17 protein-coding genes and 1 riboswitch are annotated in these 18763 nt (G+C 38.9%); of the genes, 5 read left to right on the top strand and 12 right to left on the bottom strand.

Going from position 1 to position 18763, the window contains the following annotated elements:
- Positions 1-45 precede the first annotated feature (45 nt).
- Positions 46-147, bottom strand: a riboswitch (purine riboswitch).
- Positions 148-536: 389 nt separating this feature from the next.
- Complete coding sequence (locus tag ACMX9J_RS14705) at positions 537-1406, top strand: DUF4097 domain-containing protein (protein ID WP_033578114.1); 870 nt, start codon at positions 537-539, stop codon at positions 1404-1406.
- Between the two features lie 279 nt (positions 1407-1685).
- Here the strand turns inward: ACMX9J_RS14705 and ACMX9J_RS14700 are convergent, their stop codons facing one another.
- The 3 genes from ACMX9J_RS14700 to folP all read right to left on the bottom strand — a co-directional run bounded on the left by ACMX9J_RS14700 (position 1686) and on the right by folP (position 4223).
- Positions 1686-1880, bottom strand: coding sequence for a hypothetical protein (locus tag ACMX9J_RS14700; protein WP_013055532.1), 195 nt, complete (start codon positions 1878-1880; stop codon positions 1686-1688).
- Between the two features lie 241 nt (positions 1881-2121).
- Positions 2122-3255, bottom strand: coding sequence for a zinc-dependent alcohol dehydrogenase (locus ACMX9J_RS14695; protein WP_098625979.1), 1134 nt, complete (start codon positions 3253-3255; stop codon positions 2122-2124).
- 119 nt (positions 3256-3374) lie between these two features.
- Positions 3375-4223, bottom strand: coding sequence for a dihydropteroate synthase (folP, locus tag ACMX9J_RS14690; RefSeq protein WP_080754380.1), 849 nt, complete (start codon positions 4221-4223; stop codon positions 3375-3377).
- Positions 4224-4577: 354 nt separating this feature from the next.
- On the opposite strand from folP, the gene ACMX9J_RS14685 reads away from it, so the two are divergent.
- Positions 4578-5564 carry a S8 family peptidase gene (locus ACMX9J_RS14685; protein WP_080754379.1) on the top strand — a complete coding sequence of 329 codons (987 nt, stop codon included), beginning with the start codon at positions 4578-4580 and terminating at the stop codon, positions 5562-5564.
- Between the two features lie 69 nt (positions 5565-5633).
- On the opposite strand, the gene ACMX9J_RS14680 is transcribed toward ACMX9J_RS14685, so the two are convergent.
- From ACMX9J_RS14680 to ACMX9J_RS14665, 4 genes are read right to left on the bottom strand one after another with little or no spacing between them, the layout of a single operon-like run.
- Positions 5634-6830 (bottom strand): ABC transporter permease, encoded by a 1197-nt coding sequence (locus tag ACMX9J_RS14680; RefSeq protein ID WP_311265054.1) that lies wholly within the window; start codon positions 6828-6830, stop codon positions 5634-5636.
- Entirely contained in the window at positions 6827-7516 is a 690-nt protein-coding gene (locus tag ACMX9J_RS14675) for an ABC transporter ATP-binding protein (RefSeq protein ID WP_028412098.1), read from the bottom strand. The genes ACMX9J_RS14680 and ACMX9J_RS14675 overlap by 4 nt, the downstream gene beginning before the upstream one ends.
- Positions 7513-8643: an efflux RND transporter periplasmic adaptor subunit gene (locus tag ACMX9J_RS14670; protein WP_154991707.1), complete on the bottom strand. Its 1131-nt coding sequence runs from the start codon at positions 8641-8643 to the stop codon at positions 7513-7515. The genes ACMX9J_RS14675 and ACMX9J_RS14670 overlap by 4 nt, the downstream gene beginning before the upstream one ends.
- Positions 8644-9330, bottom strand: a complete 687-nt coding sequence (locus ACMX9J_RS14665; protein ID WP_028412096.1) for a Yip1 family protein — start codon at positions 9328-9330, stop codon at positions 8644-8646.
- Positions 9331-9672: 342 nt separating this feature from the next.
- Here ACMX9J_RS14665 and ACMX9J_RS14660 point away from each other — a divergent pair, with 342 nt between their 5' ends.
- The 3 genes from ACMX9J_RS14660 to ACMX9J_RS14650 all read left to right on the top strand — a co-directional run bounded on the left by ACMX9J_RS14660 (position 9673) and on the right by ACMX9J_RS14650 (position 12568).
- Positions 9673-10980 (top strand): homocysteine synthase, encoded by a 1308-nt coding sequence (locus tag ACMX9J_RS14660; RefSeq protein ID WP_028412095.1) that lies wholly within the window; start codon positions 9673-9675, stop codon positions 10978-10980.
- 98 nt (positions 10981-11078) lie between these two features.
- On the top strand, positions 11079-11816 hold the full coding sequence (locus tag ACMX9J_RS14655) for a phosphate ABC transporter ATP-binding protein (protein WP_033578109.1): 738 nt from the start codon (positions 11079-11081) through the stop codon (positions 11814-11816).
- Positions 11813-12568: an ABC transporter permease gene (locus ACMX9J_RS14650; RefSeq protein WP_033578108.1), complete on the top strand. Its 756-nt coding sequence runs from the start codon at positions 11813-11815 to the stop codon at positions 12566-12568. The genes ACMX9J_RS14655 and ACMX9J_RS14650 overlap by 4 nt, the downstream gene beginning before the upstream one ends.
- Before the next feature lie 31 nt (positions 12569-12599).
- Here the strand turns inward: ACMX9J_RS14650 and ACMX9J_RS14645 are convergent, their stop codons facing one another.
- The 5 genes from ACMX9J_RS14645 to ACMX9J_RS14625 form a co-directional block, all read right to left on the bottom strand.
- Complete coding sequence (locus ACMX9J_RS14645) at positions 12600-13607, bottom strand: Rieske 2Fe-2S domain-containing protein (RefSeq protein ID WP_416225902.1); 1008 nt, start codon at positions 13605-13607, stop codon at positions 12600-12602.
- A 392-nt stretch (positions 13608-13999) separates the two neighbouring features.
- On the bottom strand, positions 14000-14443 hold the full coding sequence (locus tag ACMX9J_RS14640; protein WP_014461480.1) for a hypothetical protein: 444 nt from the start codon (positions 14441-14443) through the stop codon (positions 14000-14002).
- Positions 14444-14660: 217 nt separating this feature from the next.
- The gene (ppc, locus tag ACMX9J_RS14635) at positions 14661-17429 is read right to left on the bottom strand and encodes a phosphoenolpyruvate carboxylase (protein ID WP_416225901.1); all 2769 of its coding nucleotides are present in this window, start codon (positions 17427-17429) and stop codon (positions 14661-14663) included.
- A 393-nt stretch (positions 17430-17822) separates the two neighbouring features.
- Positions 17823-18332, bottom strand: a complete 510-nt coding sequence (locus ACMX9J_RS14630) for an acyl-CoA thioesterase (protein ID WP_034269490.1) — start codon at positions 18330-18332, stop codon at positions 17823-17825.
- 191 nt (positions 18333-18523) lie between these two features.
- On the bottom strand, positions 18524-18661 hold the full coding sequence (locus ACMX9J_RS14625) for a hypothetical protein (RefSeq protein WP_167387308.1): 138 nt from the start codon (positions 18659-18661) through the stop codon (positions 18524-18526).
- Between the last annotated feature and the right edge of the window lie 102 nt (positions 18662-18763).

The following is an 18763-nucleotide window of genomic DNA, read 5'->3' as shown; positions in this document are numbered from 1 at the left end:
TTGAAAGAAGGCTGTATCTATGATAATACGCCCTTCTTTTTGCTGCTTATATCCAAACTTTCTTGTAGTCTAGTTTTTTACGGTTACTAGGTAGAGACTATCAGACCATATTACTGATAATATACAAGATCGTAATCTTAGCTGTATTCAATTGATATGAACAAATTCTACCCTTTATTTTTTCAATAATCAACACTTTAAAAGTTTTTCGGAATAATAAAATTGGTATGAAAATTCTATTTATTTATTACTTCTTTTGAACTACTCATCGGAAAATCACACAAAAAAAGTGAATTTAATCATCCTTTTAACTCAATTATTTTCCTGTTTTTGAAATAAAGAAATTAATTCTTTGATGAGTATGTTTAAATCTCTACTTCGCTTTTCATTTAACTCCTCACAAAAAACATTTCATTTTTACGACTTGAGACGTAGAAAAAAATAATCCTGCTGTTCGTTGAAATTAACCGGTTTTCATTTTACACTTTATGGTAGAAGAAAACAAATTTAATTATAGGTAGAAAGCGGGTTATAACGTGAAAAAAATATTGGCTTTTATTTTAGTGATAGGTGGTACGGCAGTCCTCTTTTCTACTGCGTTTGCGCCTTCCTCCTGGTCGTTAAGTTCATTCAAGACGTCCAAGTCTGAAGCGGCATTATCAAGTGATATTCAGCGTATTCAAATCGACTCTCCAAGCATTAGTACAACGGTCGTTCCGCAAGATCGTCAAGATATTAAAACAAAAGTAGAAGGTAAAGGAAAAGTAGATGTAAAGCAAAATGGAGACACCCTAGTTGTCGCGTATCAAAAAAGTCCCTTTCAATGGCTTTCTATTTTTTCAAACACAAAAGTAACAATCTACATTCCTAAAGATTATCACCATAACCTTGCGCTTAACGTAGGTTCGGGGGACCTTCAAATTGCTACACATCCTGAACAAGCGCTTCAGCTGAAAGATGTTTCGATTAAAGTAGGTTCTGGAAATGCAAGCATTTCAAACTTGATGAGCACCTCTCTTCGTACGGATGTTAATTCTGGAGATTTACAGCTGAGTAATGTCGAGACCCAAACGGCTAAATTTGCTGTCGGCTCTGGGGAAATTAAAGGAACAAACTATCAAGGAAAACTTCAGGCGCGCATTGGATCTGGTGATCTCTATATGGATTTTAAAAAGCTAGAAGAGGCCGTGTCTGTAGATGTAGGATCCGGAGATGCCGTGCTGGTTCTTCCGAAAAGCGCTGGTTTTAAAATGAATGGAAAAGTAAGCAGCGGTGACATTAACAACAATTTTAAGTTAAACAATGCAACGATAACAGAGAATGTATTAAAAGGAAAATACGGAAATGGAAAATACCCTATCGATATAGCTGTTTCAAGCGGAGAATTAACCTTGGAATCAAAATAAAGAGGCTAGGACAAAAGTATTTTAACTCAATTGCAAAACGAACCATTAATCAACATATTTGATTAATGGTTCGTTTTTTGTTGTGGTGAACATCGTTTTATCTGTTTCGTTTTTTCTAGTAGTTGATTGGAGGGCAAGCGACGAGGAGGCTCAGCGTCCGCCCGCGGAAAGCGAAGCCTTGCCCGGAAATCAACTGCGGTGTAATAAGCAGTCCAACTCATGTATCTCATTTGTTCGTCTTTAGATTCGGTTCATTTAGTTATGTCTCAACCTCTTTATTTATGGTCTCACTGCAATATACCATGCTACTCCTACGATTGATCCTATGAATACAACTCCGTAAATAATAGATAAATTCACTATACTTTTCTTTTTAGATTTCCCGTAATCTTCATCTACTTTCTTTGCAGCACTGATCGTACCTGCAAGGGCAGCAACGCCGATAATAATGACAAGAAGCAATGCTAATTTCATTCACTCTCTCCTCCATATTTCGGTGATTGAATAAGACTGAATACTAAGATATTATTGATTTCATTTTAAGCAGCACAATTTAATCAGAATATGAAAGCGCTATACCTTCTCTTTCTATCATAAAGCTAAATTATGTAAAATCAACCATCCAATCGTTCATTATTTTCCTCCGCCACTTTACATACATAAAAAATTCCCGAGCTTCACTGCTCAGGAATTTTTATCTAATAGACATGACATTTTAAGGTTTTAAAATGACTTTAATGCAGTTATCTTGATGATCATTAAAGATTTTGTAGGCATTAGCTGCGTCTTCTAAAGCGACTTTATGAGTAATAATTTCTTTTGGATCGAATTCTCCTTTTACAATTTGATCATATAATTTTGGCATAATCGGAATGACAGGAGCTTGCCCCATTTTGAGAGTTACATTTCGAGCAAAAAATGCTCCTAACGGAAAACTGTTATAGTTGCTTCCGTATACCCCGGTGATTTGGACGGTTCCACATTTACGAACGGCTTTTGTCGCAATTTGAATAGGTCCGAGCGTTCCGCCTTGAAGCTTTAATTTTTGTTCAATGTATTCAAGGGGCGACTTTTTGCCATCCATACCTACACAGTCAATCACCACATCAGCTCCGCCTTTTGTGATTTCTTTTAAATGCTCTCCCATATCTGGGTATTCTGTAAAATCAAAGGTTTCTACGGCATTCATTTTCTTTGCATGCTGCATTCGGTATGGAACATGATCTACTGCGATAACCCGTTTGGCACCTTTCATCCAAGCAAACTTTTGAGCCATTAACCCCACTGGCCCACAGCCGAGTACGATAACGGTATCTCCTTTTTTAACATCCGCATGCTCTACACTCCAATAAGCAGTTGGAAGCACATCTGATAAAAAAAGAAGCGATTCATCTTCTAATTCGCACGATTCTGGAATCACAAACGGTGTGAAATTCCCAAACGGCACTTTTAAATATTCAGCTTGACCTCCTGGATGATTTCCAAACTTTTCAGTATATCCAAAATAGCCCCCAGAATCATAATGTGGATTAGAATTGTCACATTGGCTCGTTAAATCATCCTTACAGTAGGCACACTGTCCGCACGCTACGTTAAACGGAATAATAACGCGATCGCCTTTTTTTACTTTTGTAACATCCGGCCCTACTTCTTCCACAATTCCCATTGGTTCATGACCAATAATATAACCGTGAGGCAATAGCATGCTTCCTTGATATAAATGCAGATCAGAACCGCAAATAGCCGTTGACGTTATTTTAATGACAATGTCATCTTTCTTCTCTAATTTCGCATCTTCTACTTCTGCTACTTTTACCTGATTAGGCCCTTGATACGTTACCGCTTTCATTTTCACCCTCCAGTTTTAAAACCTTGATGCTACTTAAATTTATCTAAAGGCATGTATTCTATCCGGATAAATCAAGGAAAAATAAAAAAGCAGCGCTTACGCATCTGCTTTAATGATTATTAAAACTGAAAGACATGTTTTCCTACCAGTACATCTGCCATCTTTACAAAGCGCTTGATTTCTAATACATCATGAACACGAACTATTTGAACGCCTTGTGCAATCCCAGCATATACAGTAGCTGCGGTTCCTTCCATTCTTTCCGTAGGAGGAGCATCCACTATTTGTCCAATAAATCCTTTACGAGAAGTAGCAAGCAGCACCGGATAACCCATATTCGTCAGCTGATCTAAATGCTGAATTGCTTCTACATTATGGGCAGCCGTTTTTCCAAAGCCAACGCCTGGATCTAAAATAATTTGATCGTCGCGAACTCCGGCAGCTTTTGCAATGGAGATGCTTTCTTTTAAATCACTTATCATATCGGTAATCAGATTTGTATAGTTGGGCTCATGACGGTTGTGCATTAAAATAATGGGCACATTATAATCAGCTGCAACTTGAGCCATTTTAGGATCGGCTTTTGCACCCCATATATCATTAATAATATGTGCTCCTGCTTCTAGCGCATGTTTGGCCACTTCCGATTTGTATGTATCTACGGAAATCGGCACCTCTACGCGCTTAGCCACTTCAGAAATAACGGGCACAATCCGTTTAATCTCTTCTTCATCGCTAATTCTTGTATAACCAGGACGAGTTGATTCTCCTCCGATATCAATGATATCTGCTCCTTGCTTTACCATTTCCTCAGCATGAGCAACTGCTTTATCTACATCGTAGTATTTTCCGCCGTCTGAAAATGAATCCGGGTTTACGTTTAAAATCCCCATAATAAGCGTACGATCCGCATAATTCAGCTCATACTTTCCGCATTTAATGACGGATTGAGACGTTAAAGTTGACACTATCCTCAGCCCCTTCGTAATTTGCAAATTAATATATATTTATAAATATCATGTATTTTGAGAATGTCATACCGTTCGTAATTATATCAAAAGTCACCAGTCCTATGTGATTTTTCTTGGAGTTTCTTTCTTCTATAGTGTGAGATAAACATTAAAAGTGAATACACAGATAACATTAAAAATCTCTATCGGGCTTGTCTTCAGGGTCTTTTTTCCTCTTCTCACATCTTTTGTGAGTCTTTTTATTCAAAAAGAAAGGATTCGCATTAAAAGCGTTTAATTTATAGCAATAGTTGGGAATTTATAATTAAGTAACTTCCATTTTTTATGGAATTCATTTTAAGGAGGATGACTATGACTCAACAACCGTTACAAGTCAAATTAATTCCTTATACAATTGAGTCGATTATCGACTCAACAAACGAAACGCCTAAAGGAGTAAGCTTAATTCAAGCACCTGCTATTTGGGAACAAAGCAATCAAGGAGAAGGCATTGTAATTGCAGTTATCGACACTGGTGTTGACACAAATCATCCTGACTTAAAAGATTGTATTATCGGAGGAAGAAACTTCACTTCGGATTATGACGGAGATTCTTCTGTATTTGAAGATAATAATGGGCACGGCACTCACGTGTCTGGTACCATTGCTGCTGCGCTCAATAATGAAGGGGTAGTAGGGGTGGCACCCAAAGCAAAAATCCTAAGCTTAAAAGTACTTACCGGTGAAGGATCGGGAAATTACGAATGGATTATTGACGCTATTAACTACGCCGTCGAATGGCGAGGTCCTAACAATGAGCGAGCACGAGTTATTTCCATGTCACTCGGGGGACCACAAGACGTTCCAGAACTGCACGAAGCTGTTCAAAATGCTGTGAATAAAGATGTTTCTGTCGTTGTTGCGGCTGGAAATGAAGGTGATGATCGCGAAGAAACTTTTGAATATTCATATCCAGGAAGTTACAACGAAGTCATTCAAGTAGGAGCAGTGGACAACAGCTTAAGCTTGGCTCCTTTTACCAACGTCAATGAAGAAGTGGATTTAGTGGCACCGGGAGTTAACATCATCTCTACTTTTTTAGAAGGTAAATATGCGACTCTTTCAGGAACTTCAATGGCAACTCCTCACGTGGCAGGAGCTTTAGCTTTATTAATTAACTTATGTGAGAAGGAATTTGGCCGCTCTCTAATCGAAGCCGAAATCTATGCTCAACTTGTAAGAAGAACGCTTCCTCTTGGATATCGAAAAAGCTCTGAAGGAAACGGATTTCTCATGCTCGATTTGGTAGAGAAAATACATGATATTATTAACGTAGCCCGTATCAACCCTAGTAAGTAATAAATAAGAAAAACGAGAAATCTTCTTGGTTCTTGTTAAATTGAAATAAAGACATGCGAACGCATGTCTTTATTCATATCTTAATGCTTCGATTGGATCTAGCTTCGCCGCTTTGTTTGCAGGAAGCATGCCGAATACAATGCCAATCGTCATGGAAAACAACACTCCTCCAAGTACTACTTGCCACGAAATTAATGACGGCCAGCCGGCAAATAACGAAACAAGAGCTGCCCCGCCTGCGCCGAGGCCAATGCCAAGCAAACCACCAATAAGCGTGAGCGTAATGGATTCAATCAAAAACTGAGTTAAAATTTGTCTTTTAGATGCTCCCAGTGCTTTACGAATACCAATTTCTCTTGTACGTTCCGTTACAGAAACCAGCATAATGTTCATAACGCCAATCCCGCCAACAAGCAGGGAAATGCCTGCAATGGACCCAATAATCGTTGTCATAATTCGCGTTACATTTCCAATGCTATCTGCTATTTCTTCTAAGTTCTGCACTTGGTAAGCATCTTCAGCATCATGCAAATTATTTAACAAATCCGTTGCGTCATTACCTACTTTTTTTAATTGATCAGAACTTTGTGCTTGAACGCTAAGGTTTGTGTAGTCGAGCTTACCGAAGCTTGATTTGTACGTATTATCTGGAATGTAAATAGTCGGTATTTCATATGCTAAAAAGCCTTTTGGTTTTTTTGTCACACCAATAATTTTGATAGGCTGTCCTTGAACCCATACTACTTGTCCAAGAGCTTCTTTTTTATCAAACAGCTCTTTTTTCATATCGCTCGTAATAACACCTACTCGATTACCTGACAAAAAATCAGCGCTGTCCAACATTCTTCCTTTTGAAACTTCAAGCTGATTAACCTCAATATACCCTTCATTAATTGCGTTAACAGTTGTATCGGATTCTTTGTCTCTATATCTTATTCCCATTCCCATTGAGCTAGAAGCTACCACATTCTTCGCTCCAGGAATAGTCGAAAGAGCTTTAATATCATCCTCTGTAAAGATCGGCTCCCCCGTCATGGAAAGGTCATCAGCTTGCATCTCGTCTTCAGGAGGCTCGTAGTAGACATCAACTGTATTGCTTGCTCCTGTTATTTCTGACTTAATCATCTGTTCTCCGCCTTGGCCGATAGCAACAACGATAATAACCGCCCCTACGCCAATGATAATACCAAGCATTGTCAAAATAGAGCGCATTTTATGAGCAAGAACCGAGGAAAAAGCCATACGAATATTTTCTATTAAACTCATAAGCTATCGTTCTCCTTGTCACTATGACTTAATACCTTACCGTCACGAACGATAACTGTACGCGATGTGTACTCTGCCACTTCAGGTTCATGAGTAATAACTACAACTGTTGTCCCATCTGCATTTAGCTTAGAAAATTGCTCCATAATATCAGCACTCGTTTTTGTATCTAAGGCTCCTGTGGGTTCATCGGCTAAAATAAGCGTCGGATTGTTAACAATAGAGCGAGCAATAGCAACACGCTGCTTTTGCCCTCCTGATAACTCGCTCGGCAAGTGTTTCATTCGCTCACTCAGCCCTACTTTTGCAAGCGCAGCTTCTGCTCTGGCTCGTCTTTCCTTACGCGATACGCCGGCATATACCATTGGAAGCTCTACGTTTTCGACAGCTGATAAACGCGGCAGCAGCTGAAACTGCTGAAAAACAAAGCCGATATGAATATTTCTTACTTTTGCCAGCTGCTCATCGCTGTAAGTAGAGATTTCTTGTTCATTTAATAAATAGGAGCCTGAAGAAGCGCGGTCTAAGCATCCGATAATGTTCATGAGCGTTGATTTTCCGGAGCCTGAAGGTCCCATAATCGCAACAAACTCACCGTCATAAATCTTCAAATTAATATCTTTTAAAATCGGTACTTCCTCTTTGCCAAGATGATAGCTTTTATGAATATTTACAAGCTCAATCATTGAACAGTCACTTCCGCACCGTCAGTTAAGTCCTTTGAAGGATTGGCAATAACTTTATCTTTAGAAGAAACGCCGCTTTTGATTTCAATAAATTTGTTGGTTGTTTCTCCTACCTTTACTTCCTTACGAACCGCCTTTTTATCTTTCACGACGTATACAAATTTTTCTCCGTCTTCATTTACAACTGCTTTTATTGGGAGTGATGAAGCTTTCTTACTGCTTGTTTCAATTTCAAGCAGCAGCTTAAATCCTGGCTTAATCATCGTGATATCTTGGTCATCTACTTTTACTTCAACTGGATATTGATTCGCTGCATCATTGCCTGCCTCCGCTGATGCCTGCTGCTGAGGTAGATAGTCAATTTGTTTTACGCTCCCTGACCATTCTTTATCAGGCAGTACATCTGATGTAATTTTAACAGCTTGACCGGTTTTAATTTTTAAAGCGTCGTACTCAGAAAGCACGCCAGTAGCTAAGTATTCATCGGTATTACCAATATGTATAAGCGGCTTTTGAACTTCACTCGTGTTATTAACCGCTTCTTTATCTACTTCTAGCACAGTCCCGCTAATATCACTCGTTACGTCTAAATTACGCTCTTTTTTAGCAATTGATTTGGCTTCTAGTTTGTTTCGTTCTAAGTCAATTTTAGCCGTTTCTAAGTCGAGGTTGAGCTGCGTCCGCTCTGTTTCAATTTGATCTTTCGCTTCTTGCTTACTCATTTCTTTTTCTAATTCTTTTTGTTTTTTATTTAAATTTGAGATTTGTTTGCTTACTGAATCAATTTGCAGCTGACTCGATTTTTTTTCTAGCTTGTTTTGTTCTTGCTCTAAATCAAGCGTATCGCTTTCGTACGTTACGAGAGAAGTTCCCTGCTGTACGCGCGATCCTTCCGTTACATGAAATCGTTCAACCTCGCCTTTTTCAGCGTCAAAGTAAACGTATTGCTCATCAGCAAGCTTTAACGTACCCGGAACCATCACTGTATTTCTTAACTTTTTTTCTTTTACAGTTGTTACTTGAACATCAACTGCTTTACCACCTACACTTTGTGCACGATATACATTAATCCCAATAACCGCAACAATAACAACTGTTACGGCTGTAATAATTATTCCTTTTTTCATTTACAACCCTGCTCCTTTAAGCGCTTCTGAAGCAGCTCCTCCAACTCCTGAAATAGCAGCTCCTAAGATAAATAAAACAATTACGGTAATAATTGAAGCAGCTTTTGATAAATTCGCTACTTTTTGCAGCCCGACTGCTGTCAAAATAAGTCCCCATATAGAGAAAATTTCGATTGAAGTAAATACGCCTCCAATAGCACCTTTAGCACCAACTAGCCCATTTAACGACGTCACATTCGCTGAAGTATGCGCTAATGCAGCGACTCCCGTATTAATTAACTGACCAATTGCTGTGATGAACGTAACAAACAAATTCATGCTAAACATTTGGCGATATGTTGTTTTTCCAGTCCCTAACTTTGCAATTAAAAACAAAATTAAACTCGTGAATGCCAGTGTAGCAACTATTGCAATCACTCCTCCAACCGTTCCGCCAATCATACTGAATATAGGATTCACTTCAATCCCAGCTTCTTTTTGCTGCTGTAATGTCTCTTGCGCTTGAGGGGTATAAACAGCTAGAAGCGTTGTTGCAAGTGTTAAAACAATAACAAGTAAAAGAGGTCCCCAGATGACCGGAGTGCTTTTCATTTTCTCAAACTGTACAACCGGACTCGTAATAAAACCAAAAATAGAAGGCTTTCCTTTCTCTTGAACTTCCGAAGATACATTGACTTCTGTGCTCATAATCAAACTCCTTTTATTTTGTTTCGTTAGTAGCTCTTAAGACCCACCTTTTACTATTTTTTAAAGTCTTCTAGCAAAATTGGCTCTTTAAGAAACTCTCAAACACCTAATATTCTAACATAATTATACAAATTAATTTACATTTTTCTTACATTTAATATTTTTTATGGTATTTTTAACAATTAAAGAGATGTCTTAATGCTAAATTACATTATTAATCTTTTTTATATTTTCTAAATATTCTAATTATCATTTGACATCATTCAATAGAATTCGTATATTATGATTAAAGTTTATTATTCCTATGTTTTTTATAAGTTTTATATCCAAGGAGGAGTTTCAATGTCTGCTAAGAAACCATTTCGTCCTGAAACACAAGCGATCCATTCTGGTCAACAGCTTGACCCAGCTACTTTTTCGCGTGCCGTACCTATTTATCAAACAAGCTCATTTGGATTTAAAGATACGGAGCATGCTGCGTCTTTATTTAATTTAAGTGAACAAGGCTATATCTACACTCGAATTGTAAACCCTACTACGGACGTTTTTGAACAGCGAATTGCTGAGTTAGAAGGCGGAGTTGGTGCTCTAGGAGTAGCTTCAGGTCAGTCAGCTACTACCTTTTCCATTTTGAATATCGCTTCCGCAGGAGATGAAATTGTATCAGCAAGCAGTTTATATGGGGGAACGTATAACCTCTTTTCGTCTACGCTTCCTAAACTGGGCATTACCGTCAAATTTGTAAACGCCGATAATCCAGAAAATTTTAGAAGTGCAATCACTTCCAAAACAAAGGCAATTTATGCTGAATCCGTTGGAAATCCACAGGGAAATGTGCTAGACATCGAGGCAGTTGCAGACATTGCCCACGAACATGGAATTCCTCTTATTATTGATAATACTGTTCCAAGCCCTTACCTTCTTCGCCCCATCGATTTTGGAGCAGATATTGTCGTTCATTCTGCTACTAAGTTTCTTGGAGGGCATGGAACAGCAATTGGCGGTGTTATCGTAGACAGTGGAAAATTTAATTGGGAAGCGAGCGGAAAATTTCCAGACTTAACAACTCCAGATCCAAGTTATCATGGCCTCGTATACACAGAAGCTGCCGGTGAAGCTGCTTATATTACAAAAGCGCGCGTTCAGCTTTTACGAGATATTGGAGCTGCTTTATCACCTTTTAATTCCTTTTTACTTCTTCAAGGAGTAGAAACACTCCATCTGCGATTAGAGCGTCACAGCGAAAACGCATTAAAGGTAGCGAAATTTTTAGAGCAGCATGAATTAGTAGAATGGGTAAATTATGCGGGGCTTCCTTCCCACCCTTCCTATTCTTTGGCACAAAAATATTTGCCTAAAGGACAAGGAGCCATTTTAACCTTTGGTGTCAGGGGAGGAAAAAACGCTGCGGCTAAGTTAATTGATTCGGTTCAGTTATTTTCTCATTTAGCCAATATTGGCGACTCTAAATCACTCATTATTCACCCGGCAAGCACCACTCATCAACAGCTATCTGAAGACGAACAAAAAGCTTCGGGTGTGACGCCAGAACTCATTCGTCTGTCGGTTGGAACAGAAGCAATCGACGACCTTCTTGAAGATTTAGATTATGCCTTAAAAGCCAGCCAAAAAGTGAATACAACTGTTTAAAAGCTGTGGTTTTTCACAGCTTTTTTTTATATCGCCCAATAACTTTTTATACTTTCGCTTATGCTACAATAAACAAAACGAATGAAAAAGGAGTTACTATGAACACGTTCAATTCAATACCTGCCATTACATTTACAGACGTTCATAAAACATTTAAAGATAAAGAACATAGTGTTTTAAAAGGCATATCGGGTACAGTGATGCAAGGCTCGCTCGTCATGATGGTAGGACCATCAGGATCCGGAAAAAGCACCCTTCTTTCCATGTGCAATTTACTTTCTGCACCTGATGAAGGAAGTATTGAAGTATATGGAAAAGACATTAGCAAATGGAATATTTCTGATTTGCGAAAAAAAGTGGGCATCGCTTTTCAATCAGCTCCTGTTATTGATGGAACAGTGCGAGATAATATGATGCTTGTTCAAAAGCTGCACGGCAAACAGGATATTATGCCTGAAGAACTCTGTGCCTTAACCGGTCTTTCCCCTGACTTGTTAGAGCAGGATGCAAGAGATTTATCCGGTGGTCAAAGACAAAGGTTATCATTAGCGCGCACGCTGTCGAACGGATCGGATCTTTTACTGTTAGACGAAATCACTTCCGCTTTGGATGCCACTTCTGCTCATGAAATTGAACAGCTGATTTCTCATTTACATAAAGAGCAGAATAAAACGATTATTTGGGTTACCCATAATTTAGAACAAGCCAAACGTTTAGGAGAGGAAGTCTGGCTTTTAATGAACGGAGTGATTGTAGAAAAAGCGAAGACGGAGACCTTTTTTCATGCTCCTGTAAAAGCTGAAACAAAACAATTTATTGAAGGAGCCTTTCTATGAGTTCACTTTCACTGATTTTTACCATCGTTTTTGTTTTTATTGCTCTTTTTTTATCAAAATCTTTTCGTATAGGACTCGAGAAAGATATAATCATTGCCAGTATTCGAGCAGCCGTTCAGCTGTTAGTGATCGGATATGTTTTATCTTTTATTTTTGACGCGAATCACCCAGCTTTTATGATTCTCATTTTATTCGTGATGCTGACGGTCGCTTCCCAAAATGTTGTAAAGAAAAAAAAGCAGGGATTTAAAGCTTTCTTTCGTGTATTTGTCACTCTTTTTATTGTAGAAATCCTGACCCAAAGCGTTATGCTGGGCCTACATATTATCCCTGCTACTCCGCGATATGTCATTCCTGTCAGCGGTATGATTATTGGAAATTCGATGATTTTGGCCAATTTATTTTTAAATCGGTTAGACGCTGAAGTAAATAGAAGGCGAGACGAAATTCAATTGATTCTGGCGCTTGGCGGAACTCCTAAACAAGCTATTCATAGTATTTTAAATGCCGCAATCAAAGCTAGCATGATTCCTACTGTAGAAAGCCAAAAAACAATTGGACTCGTTCAGCTTCCCGGCATGATGACAGGCCAGATTATTGGAGGGGCAGATCCGATACAAGCAGTCAAATTCCAGCTGCTCATCGTTTTTACTATCCTAGCCTCTGCTACGCTTTCCTGCGTCATCTTAAGCCGCTTAACATATCCTACCCTTTTTAATAGCTATCATCAGCTTATCCGTGAACATACATAAAAAAGAAGAAAGGAGACTCCTTTCTTCTTTTTTATTGAGCAGCTTTTTTTAATCTTGTTCCTACGTCACTTCCAAAGGTCACTCCTAAATCACCGAGCCATCTTCTATAGGCAATACTCAGTCGGTCCGGATTCAAATGAAGCTCTGCTTGTAAGTCAAGCGGCAGCTCTTCGGGCTTTTGACTTTCTACAATGCTCGTATCTTGTTCAATAATAAGCTGCTGAAAATCACGGAAATATTGATCAGGTGCATCAAACGAATAGTTTCTAGAAACCAATGCAAACACAGTCGACTTTCTTTCCTCTTCAGGTAAAACCGCAAACAGCATCGAAAAGATTTCACCCGTTTCATAGTTCACTTTTTTCAACCTTGCAACGGCAGGACGAAGAATTTCAAAAATATAATAAATAGTCGCAAAGTTACCCGTACCATCTGCATCTGCGTACACAGCGATTTCGTCAGAAATGTATCGGTTATCTTTCCAATGTACCTTATAATCAGGAATTTCGGCGTAATCCGAGTGTCCAAGGCTTCCTTCGTGAACAAAAGCCAAATGGCTTACATCTAGAAAGTTTTCTACGACACGAGGAGCTGCTGCCTGCAGAGTATGAGGGTTGGCGCAAACCGTTTTAAATCCGGAGTTAAGGTATTCGTCATACTGAGGAAGAGGAATATCACTTGCCTCGCTGTTCATCTTCACCCATATAATCCCATACTTTTCAACGCAATCATATACCTGTGCTTTTGCTTTTGAAGGAATCGCTCTTCCCGGCGGCTGTTGAGGAATTTTCACACAAGCCCCGGCACCATCGTATTTCCATCCGTGATAAGGGCACACAATGCAATCATCTACTACTTTCCCAAGAGATAACGCTGCACCGCGATGGATGCACAAATCTTTAAATGCTTTAATGGCATTAGTTGTGCGAAACAGCGCAACTCGCTCTTCTAAAATCGTTACTTGAAAGGGCTGATCTGTTAAATCATGTGAATAAGCTGCAGGCAGCCATTCCTTAGCCAATACTAAATCTTTAATCATCTGCATCGCCTCCGTACGATAAGTGAATTTATTTCTTGTTTATAAAAAAAACCGCAGAAATAGAAGGAGTTCTTCTAATTCCGCAGCTTTTTCGTTCCGTAAAACAGACTATAAGCGCGCGAAGATTCTACATAATTGCAGATAGAGCGACCTTAGCACTTCATCTACAATAACAATACGTATTCATCGCTATTTTTTTAATCTCAATACCTAACCCTTGCATATTGAATAAAAAGCGGCCAGCCGCTAAAAGCTTTTCTGTCCACTGATTTCTCTTATTTTTACTTTATCAATTTCCCACTGAAAAATCTCTTGCTTTGTAAGCATCTCTCACATAATTTTTTCGGTTAAACGAATAAAAGCTGCGGTTTTTAAAACCGCAGCTTTCTTTATCATGAGCTCATATAACTGGCTGTATATTTTTTCGTCTGTTTTTGTATTTCTTGATTTAAATGTTTGAAAAATGAGAGCGTTTCTTCATAATCCGTCGCTTTTTCATGAAACTTCAATGTAAGATTTTCTTCAAACAACGTTTCTCCTTGATGACCGACCGCTTTTAGCTGAACATCTGTAACAATACCTTGCGAAATCGAACATAATAAATAATTAAAGCAATGAACCGGAACGATATGCATCAGATGGAAATCATCAATAGTTCTATCACTTTTTGTTTTCTTAAATTCCACAGTGAGTTCTTCCGGATGAATAAACACATTTATATGCTGTTTGGACAAACAAGTAGGATTCATTTTTTGTGTATACTCACAAAATTCCAGTCCAATAAATACAGAATTCTCGGAGTCAGCTTCAATGAAGATTTGCGAATTTTTTACCATTGTCCTCGTCCTCCATATTCAATCTAGTTACCCCACCACTAGCACTTGTTTGTAGAATATTACCAGTTCTTCTCTATTTTATCACTGATTTTTCTCAGTGCCTATTTAACAGACGGAAGTTCTCTTTAAAAGAGAAGGAACTGACAGGCAGTTCTTTATGTGAGAAGAATGAACAAAAGACACCTCTTTTGTTTTATTGAGGTGTCTTTTGGTATCATCAGCCTGTGTTACGCAATCCTGCTGCAATGCCGTTAATCGTTAATAATGCTTCTTTTAAAAGTTCTTCATTTAACGTTTCAGCCTCATCTTCACGCAGCTTGGAAATAACCTTAACTTGCAAGAAGGTTAGAGGGTCCACATACGGATTTCGTAATTTAATAGATTCTTTAATCGTAGGAAGATGATCCATTAATTCTTTTTGCCCCGTGATTTGAAGAATCATTTCTTTCGTAACATTATACTCTTTTTTAATAGCGGTAAAAATCCTCTCTGAAATAACCGGATCTTGTACCATTTCTGTGTATTCTTTTGCTGCCATTAAATCTGCTTTTGTTAAAGCCATTTGCAGGTTATCGACGGTCGAGCGGAAAAATGGCCATTCTTTATACATTTGCTGAAGAAGCTGTATATCTCCGGATTTCTCTACTAAATGCTGTAAGCCCGTACCTGCAGCGTACCAGGCTGGAAGCAGCTGTCTGCTTTGCGTCCATGCAAATACCCATGGAATTGCTCGCAAGTCTTCAAAGCGATCACTTCCTTTTCGACTCATTGGACGTGACCCAATATTTAAAGCCCCGAGCTCAGGAAGAGGTGTAGCTTGTTTAAAGTAGGTTAAAAAGTCTGGATCGTTGAAAACAAGCTCTTGATACTTACGTAACGAAGCAGTTGAAATCTCGTCCATTGTTTCTTCCCATTCATGTGTACGAATATCACATTGTTCAGCTTCTTGAGAAACATTTGCTGCCGCTGTAAGAAGAGCTGAGACCGCTTGTTCAAGGCTTCGGTAAGCAATGTCATATAAAGAGTATCTAGAAGAAAGAACTTCTCCTTGCTCTGTAATTTTAACACCGTCTCCTAGCGTCTCAACAGGCTGAGATAAAATGCTTCGGTTTAACGGGCCTCCTCCTCGGCCTAGTGAGCCTCCTCGGCCATGGAAAAACTTCAGACGAACTTGATACTTCCTCGCCATATCGTGAATTTCCTGCTGCGCTTTGTAGAGCTTCCAATTAGCGGTAAGCGTTCCGCCATCTTTGCTTCCATCTGAGTAGCCAAGCATGATTTCCTGCAAATCCTTCTGTTTTCTTAAGTGCTCTCGATAAAAATCTAATTGAAATAGCTGTTCCATAATCTTAGGACCTGCTGTGAGATCATCGATCGTTTCAAGCAGCGGAGCTATATTTAACTTGCTTTCAATGCGGCCATCTGCATGAAGGCGGTAAATACCCGCTTCTTTGGCAAGTACCATGACTTCTAACAAATCACTTGCAGACTGCGTCATACTGATCAAGTAGACTTCAATGGATCTTTCTCCAAATTCTTTATGTGCTCGATGTATCATGTTAAATACTTCAATTACTTGCTGCGTTTCTTTAGAGTAATTCTCTACAAACGATAGCACAGGTCTTGGGTCTTGAAGAACTTTCCCTAGCAGCTCAACTTTTTTCTCTTCTGTTAACGCTGAATAATCTTCAGCTAAAGAAACAGCATGGAAAATTTCTTTGATTGCCGCTTCATGTTCTCCGCTGTGATTACGGATATCAAGCGTTGCTAAATGAAATCCAAACAGCTCAACTTGGCGAATTAATTTACACAAGCTTTTCAGCTGATAATCTTGAGGCTGATGCTTTTGCAAGCTATCTTTGATGAGAAACAAATCTTGTAAAAGTTCTTCCGACCTTTGATAACCTGCTTCCGACTCTCCAACTAAATTTAATTTATGAAGCATAATCGTAAGCTTGCAGCGATATACTTCGTGTTTGATTCTCCATCGCTTTTTCTCAGGCAGCAGCGATATTTCTTGATTAATAGAATCAAGAAGATTATCTGAAACTGCGACTCTTTTTGTAGACTGACTTAACCTTTGTCTCAATTGAGTAAGCGACTCTTTATATTTACGAATAGCTAACTTCCTTTGTTTGACAAGCGTTTGCCACGTTACTTTAGAAGTTACGTTTGGATTTCCATCTCGGTCTCCGCCAATCCATGAACCAAATCGAAGAATATTAGGCACTTTCCAATTTTCTTCGGGGTAATTCTCCTGCAATGAATTTTCCAATTCCTGATGAAGTTGAGGAAGCACTTCAAATAACGTTTCATCAAAATAATATAATCCATTGGATACTTCATCCATTACGGTTGGCTTGCGATCTCGCAGTTCATTTGTTTGCCATAAAATTAACACTTCGCTAAACAGTCTTTCTTCAATTTCTGTACGTTCACGTTTTGTTAACGTTGAATTATCCAAGTTTTTCAGAAGCTCAGCCATTCGTTTATGAATATCAAGGACACTTCGTCTAGTGGCTTCTGTTGGATGTGCCGTGATGATAAGCTCAAGTGATAAAGTTTGAAGCAAGTTAGCAATTACATCTGGCGCCACGCCATTATTTTTAAGCGAAACAACGGCGCTTTCCAATGAACCCGGCTGCATAATAGAATCTTCTTGCTGCTGATATTCCCGTCTGCGACGAATTCGATGATTTTGCTCTGCAATATTAACTAAATGAAAATAAACGGCAAATGCCCGAATAACCTGCGCGCGCATCGGCTGTTCAAGAGTAACGATTTCATTTTTTATTTCTTTATAGATGGCTTCATCTTTGTTTTCTCTAAGTGATTTTGCCACTTCGCGTATTTTTTCTACTTTGTTGAGCAGTTCTTCTCCACCTTGGTGAACCAGAACTTTCCCTAACAATTGACCGAGAAATTTTACATCACGGCGCAGGGCAGTGCTGCTGTTTTGTCTTTCTGCTGCTTCTACTGTTACCATTAGACACGACACCTTTCTTTATAAATGTTGTACTTTTTAAACTTTTTAGAAAATTATATTAAATTCATATTACCATGAACGAAAATAAATTTCATATAATTTTGTTTCCTCCTCTCGATTAGGAGGAAAGATTCATCAAATATAAAAAAGAGGATGAGGCATAACGAAATGAATCCAATCCTAAGACGAACAAATGGGATACATAAGCTGAACCGCTTGTGACACCGCAGTTGATTGGAAGACTTCACCTCTCCTTTCAATCAACTGCTAGAAAGAACGAAACAGCTGAAACCTACGTTCACCATAACAAAAAAAACGAACCACTAATCAAACGTGCTGATCAGTGGTTCGTTTTTCACTTGAGCTAAAATACTTTTCAGCCTCTCTTTTATGCTACCAAGGTTGTCCTAAATCCAACACTGAGGCTAGTTCATTGCTTTTTTTACGCACTTGTTTACGTGTGGCAGCACGATCTGCCCCCGTTTGAAACAGATATCTTTCTTCTTCTGTTTCTGGAATAAGCTCCGGTACTGCGCGGGGCTTTCCATCATCATCCATTGCCACAAAAGTTAAAAATGATGTAGCTGCAATTTGACGCTCCCCGGTTTTTAAATTTTCTTTAATCACTTTCACAAACACTTCCATGGATGAACGACCTGTCCATGATACGTATGACTCCAAACATACAGAATCCTGAGGCGTAATAGGGTGCAGAAAGTGAATAGAGTCTGCTGAAGCCGTCACACACTCTGTACGACTGTGACGATAAGCTGAAATGGACGCAATCATATCAATATCACTCATTAATTTTCCGCCAAATAAAGTATTGTGATTATTAATATCATTAGGGAAAATGCGGCTCGTTCGAACGGCCTTTGTATCTTTACAATAATTTGCTTTCATTAGTAAGAACCTCCATTGATGCCTATCATAATAAGAATAAAAGAATGAATGAACCTATACTAGCATATTTCGATAAATTTAGCTTTACAAAAAACTCGTTGATTTATTTACAGAAAACAAAAAAGAGGTTGAGACATAACGAAATAAATCCAATTGAAAGACGAACAAATGAGATACATGAGCTGGACTGCTTATGACACCGCAATTGATTTCCGTGCAAGGCTTCGCTTTCCGCGGGCGGGCGCTGAGCCTCCTCGTCGCTTACGCTCCTGCGGGGTCTCACCTGTTCCGCTTTTCCCGCAGGAGTCTTCGCCTTGCCCTCCAATCAACTGCTAGAAGGAACGAAACAAATAAAACGATATGCACCATCGCAAAAAAACGAACCACTCATCAAACAGATTGATGAATGGTTCGTTTTTTACTTGGGCTCA

It is taken from the genome of Priestia sp. RMT2NF4 (genome assembly GCF_047872835.1).
GTDB lineage: Bacteria > Bacillota > Bacilli > Bacillales > Bacillaceae_H > Priestia > Priestia zanthoxyli.
This window is presented reverse-complemented; position numbering and strand designations above follow the sequence as displayed.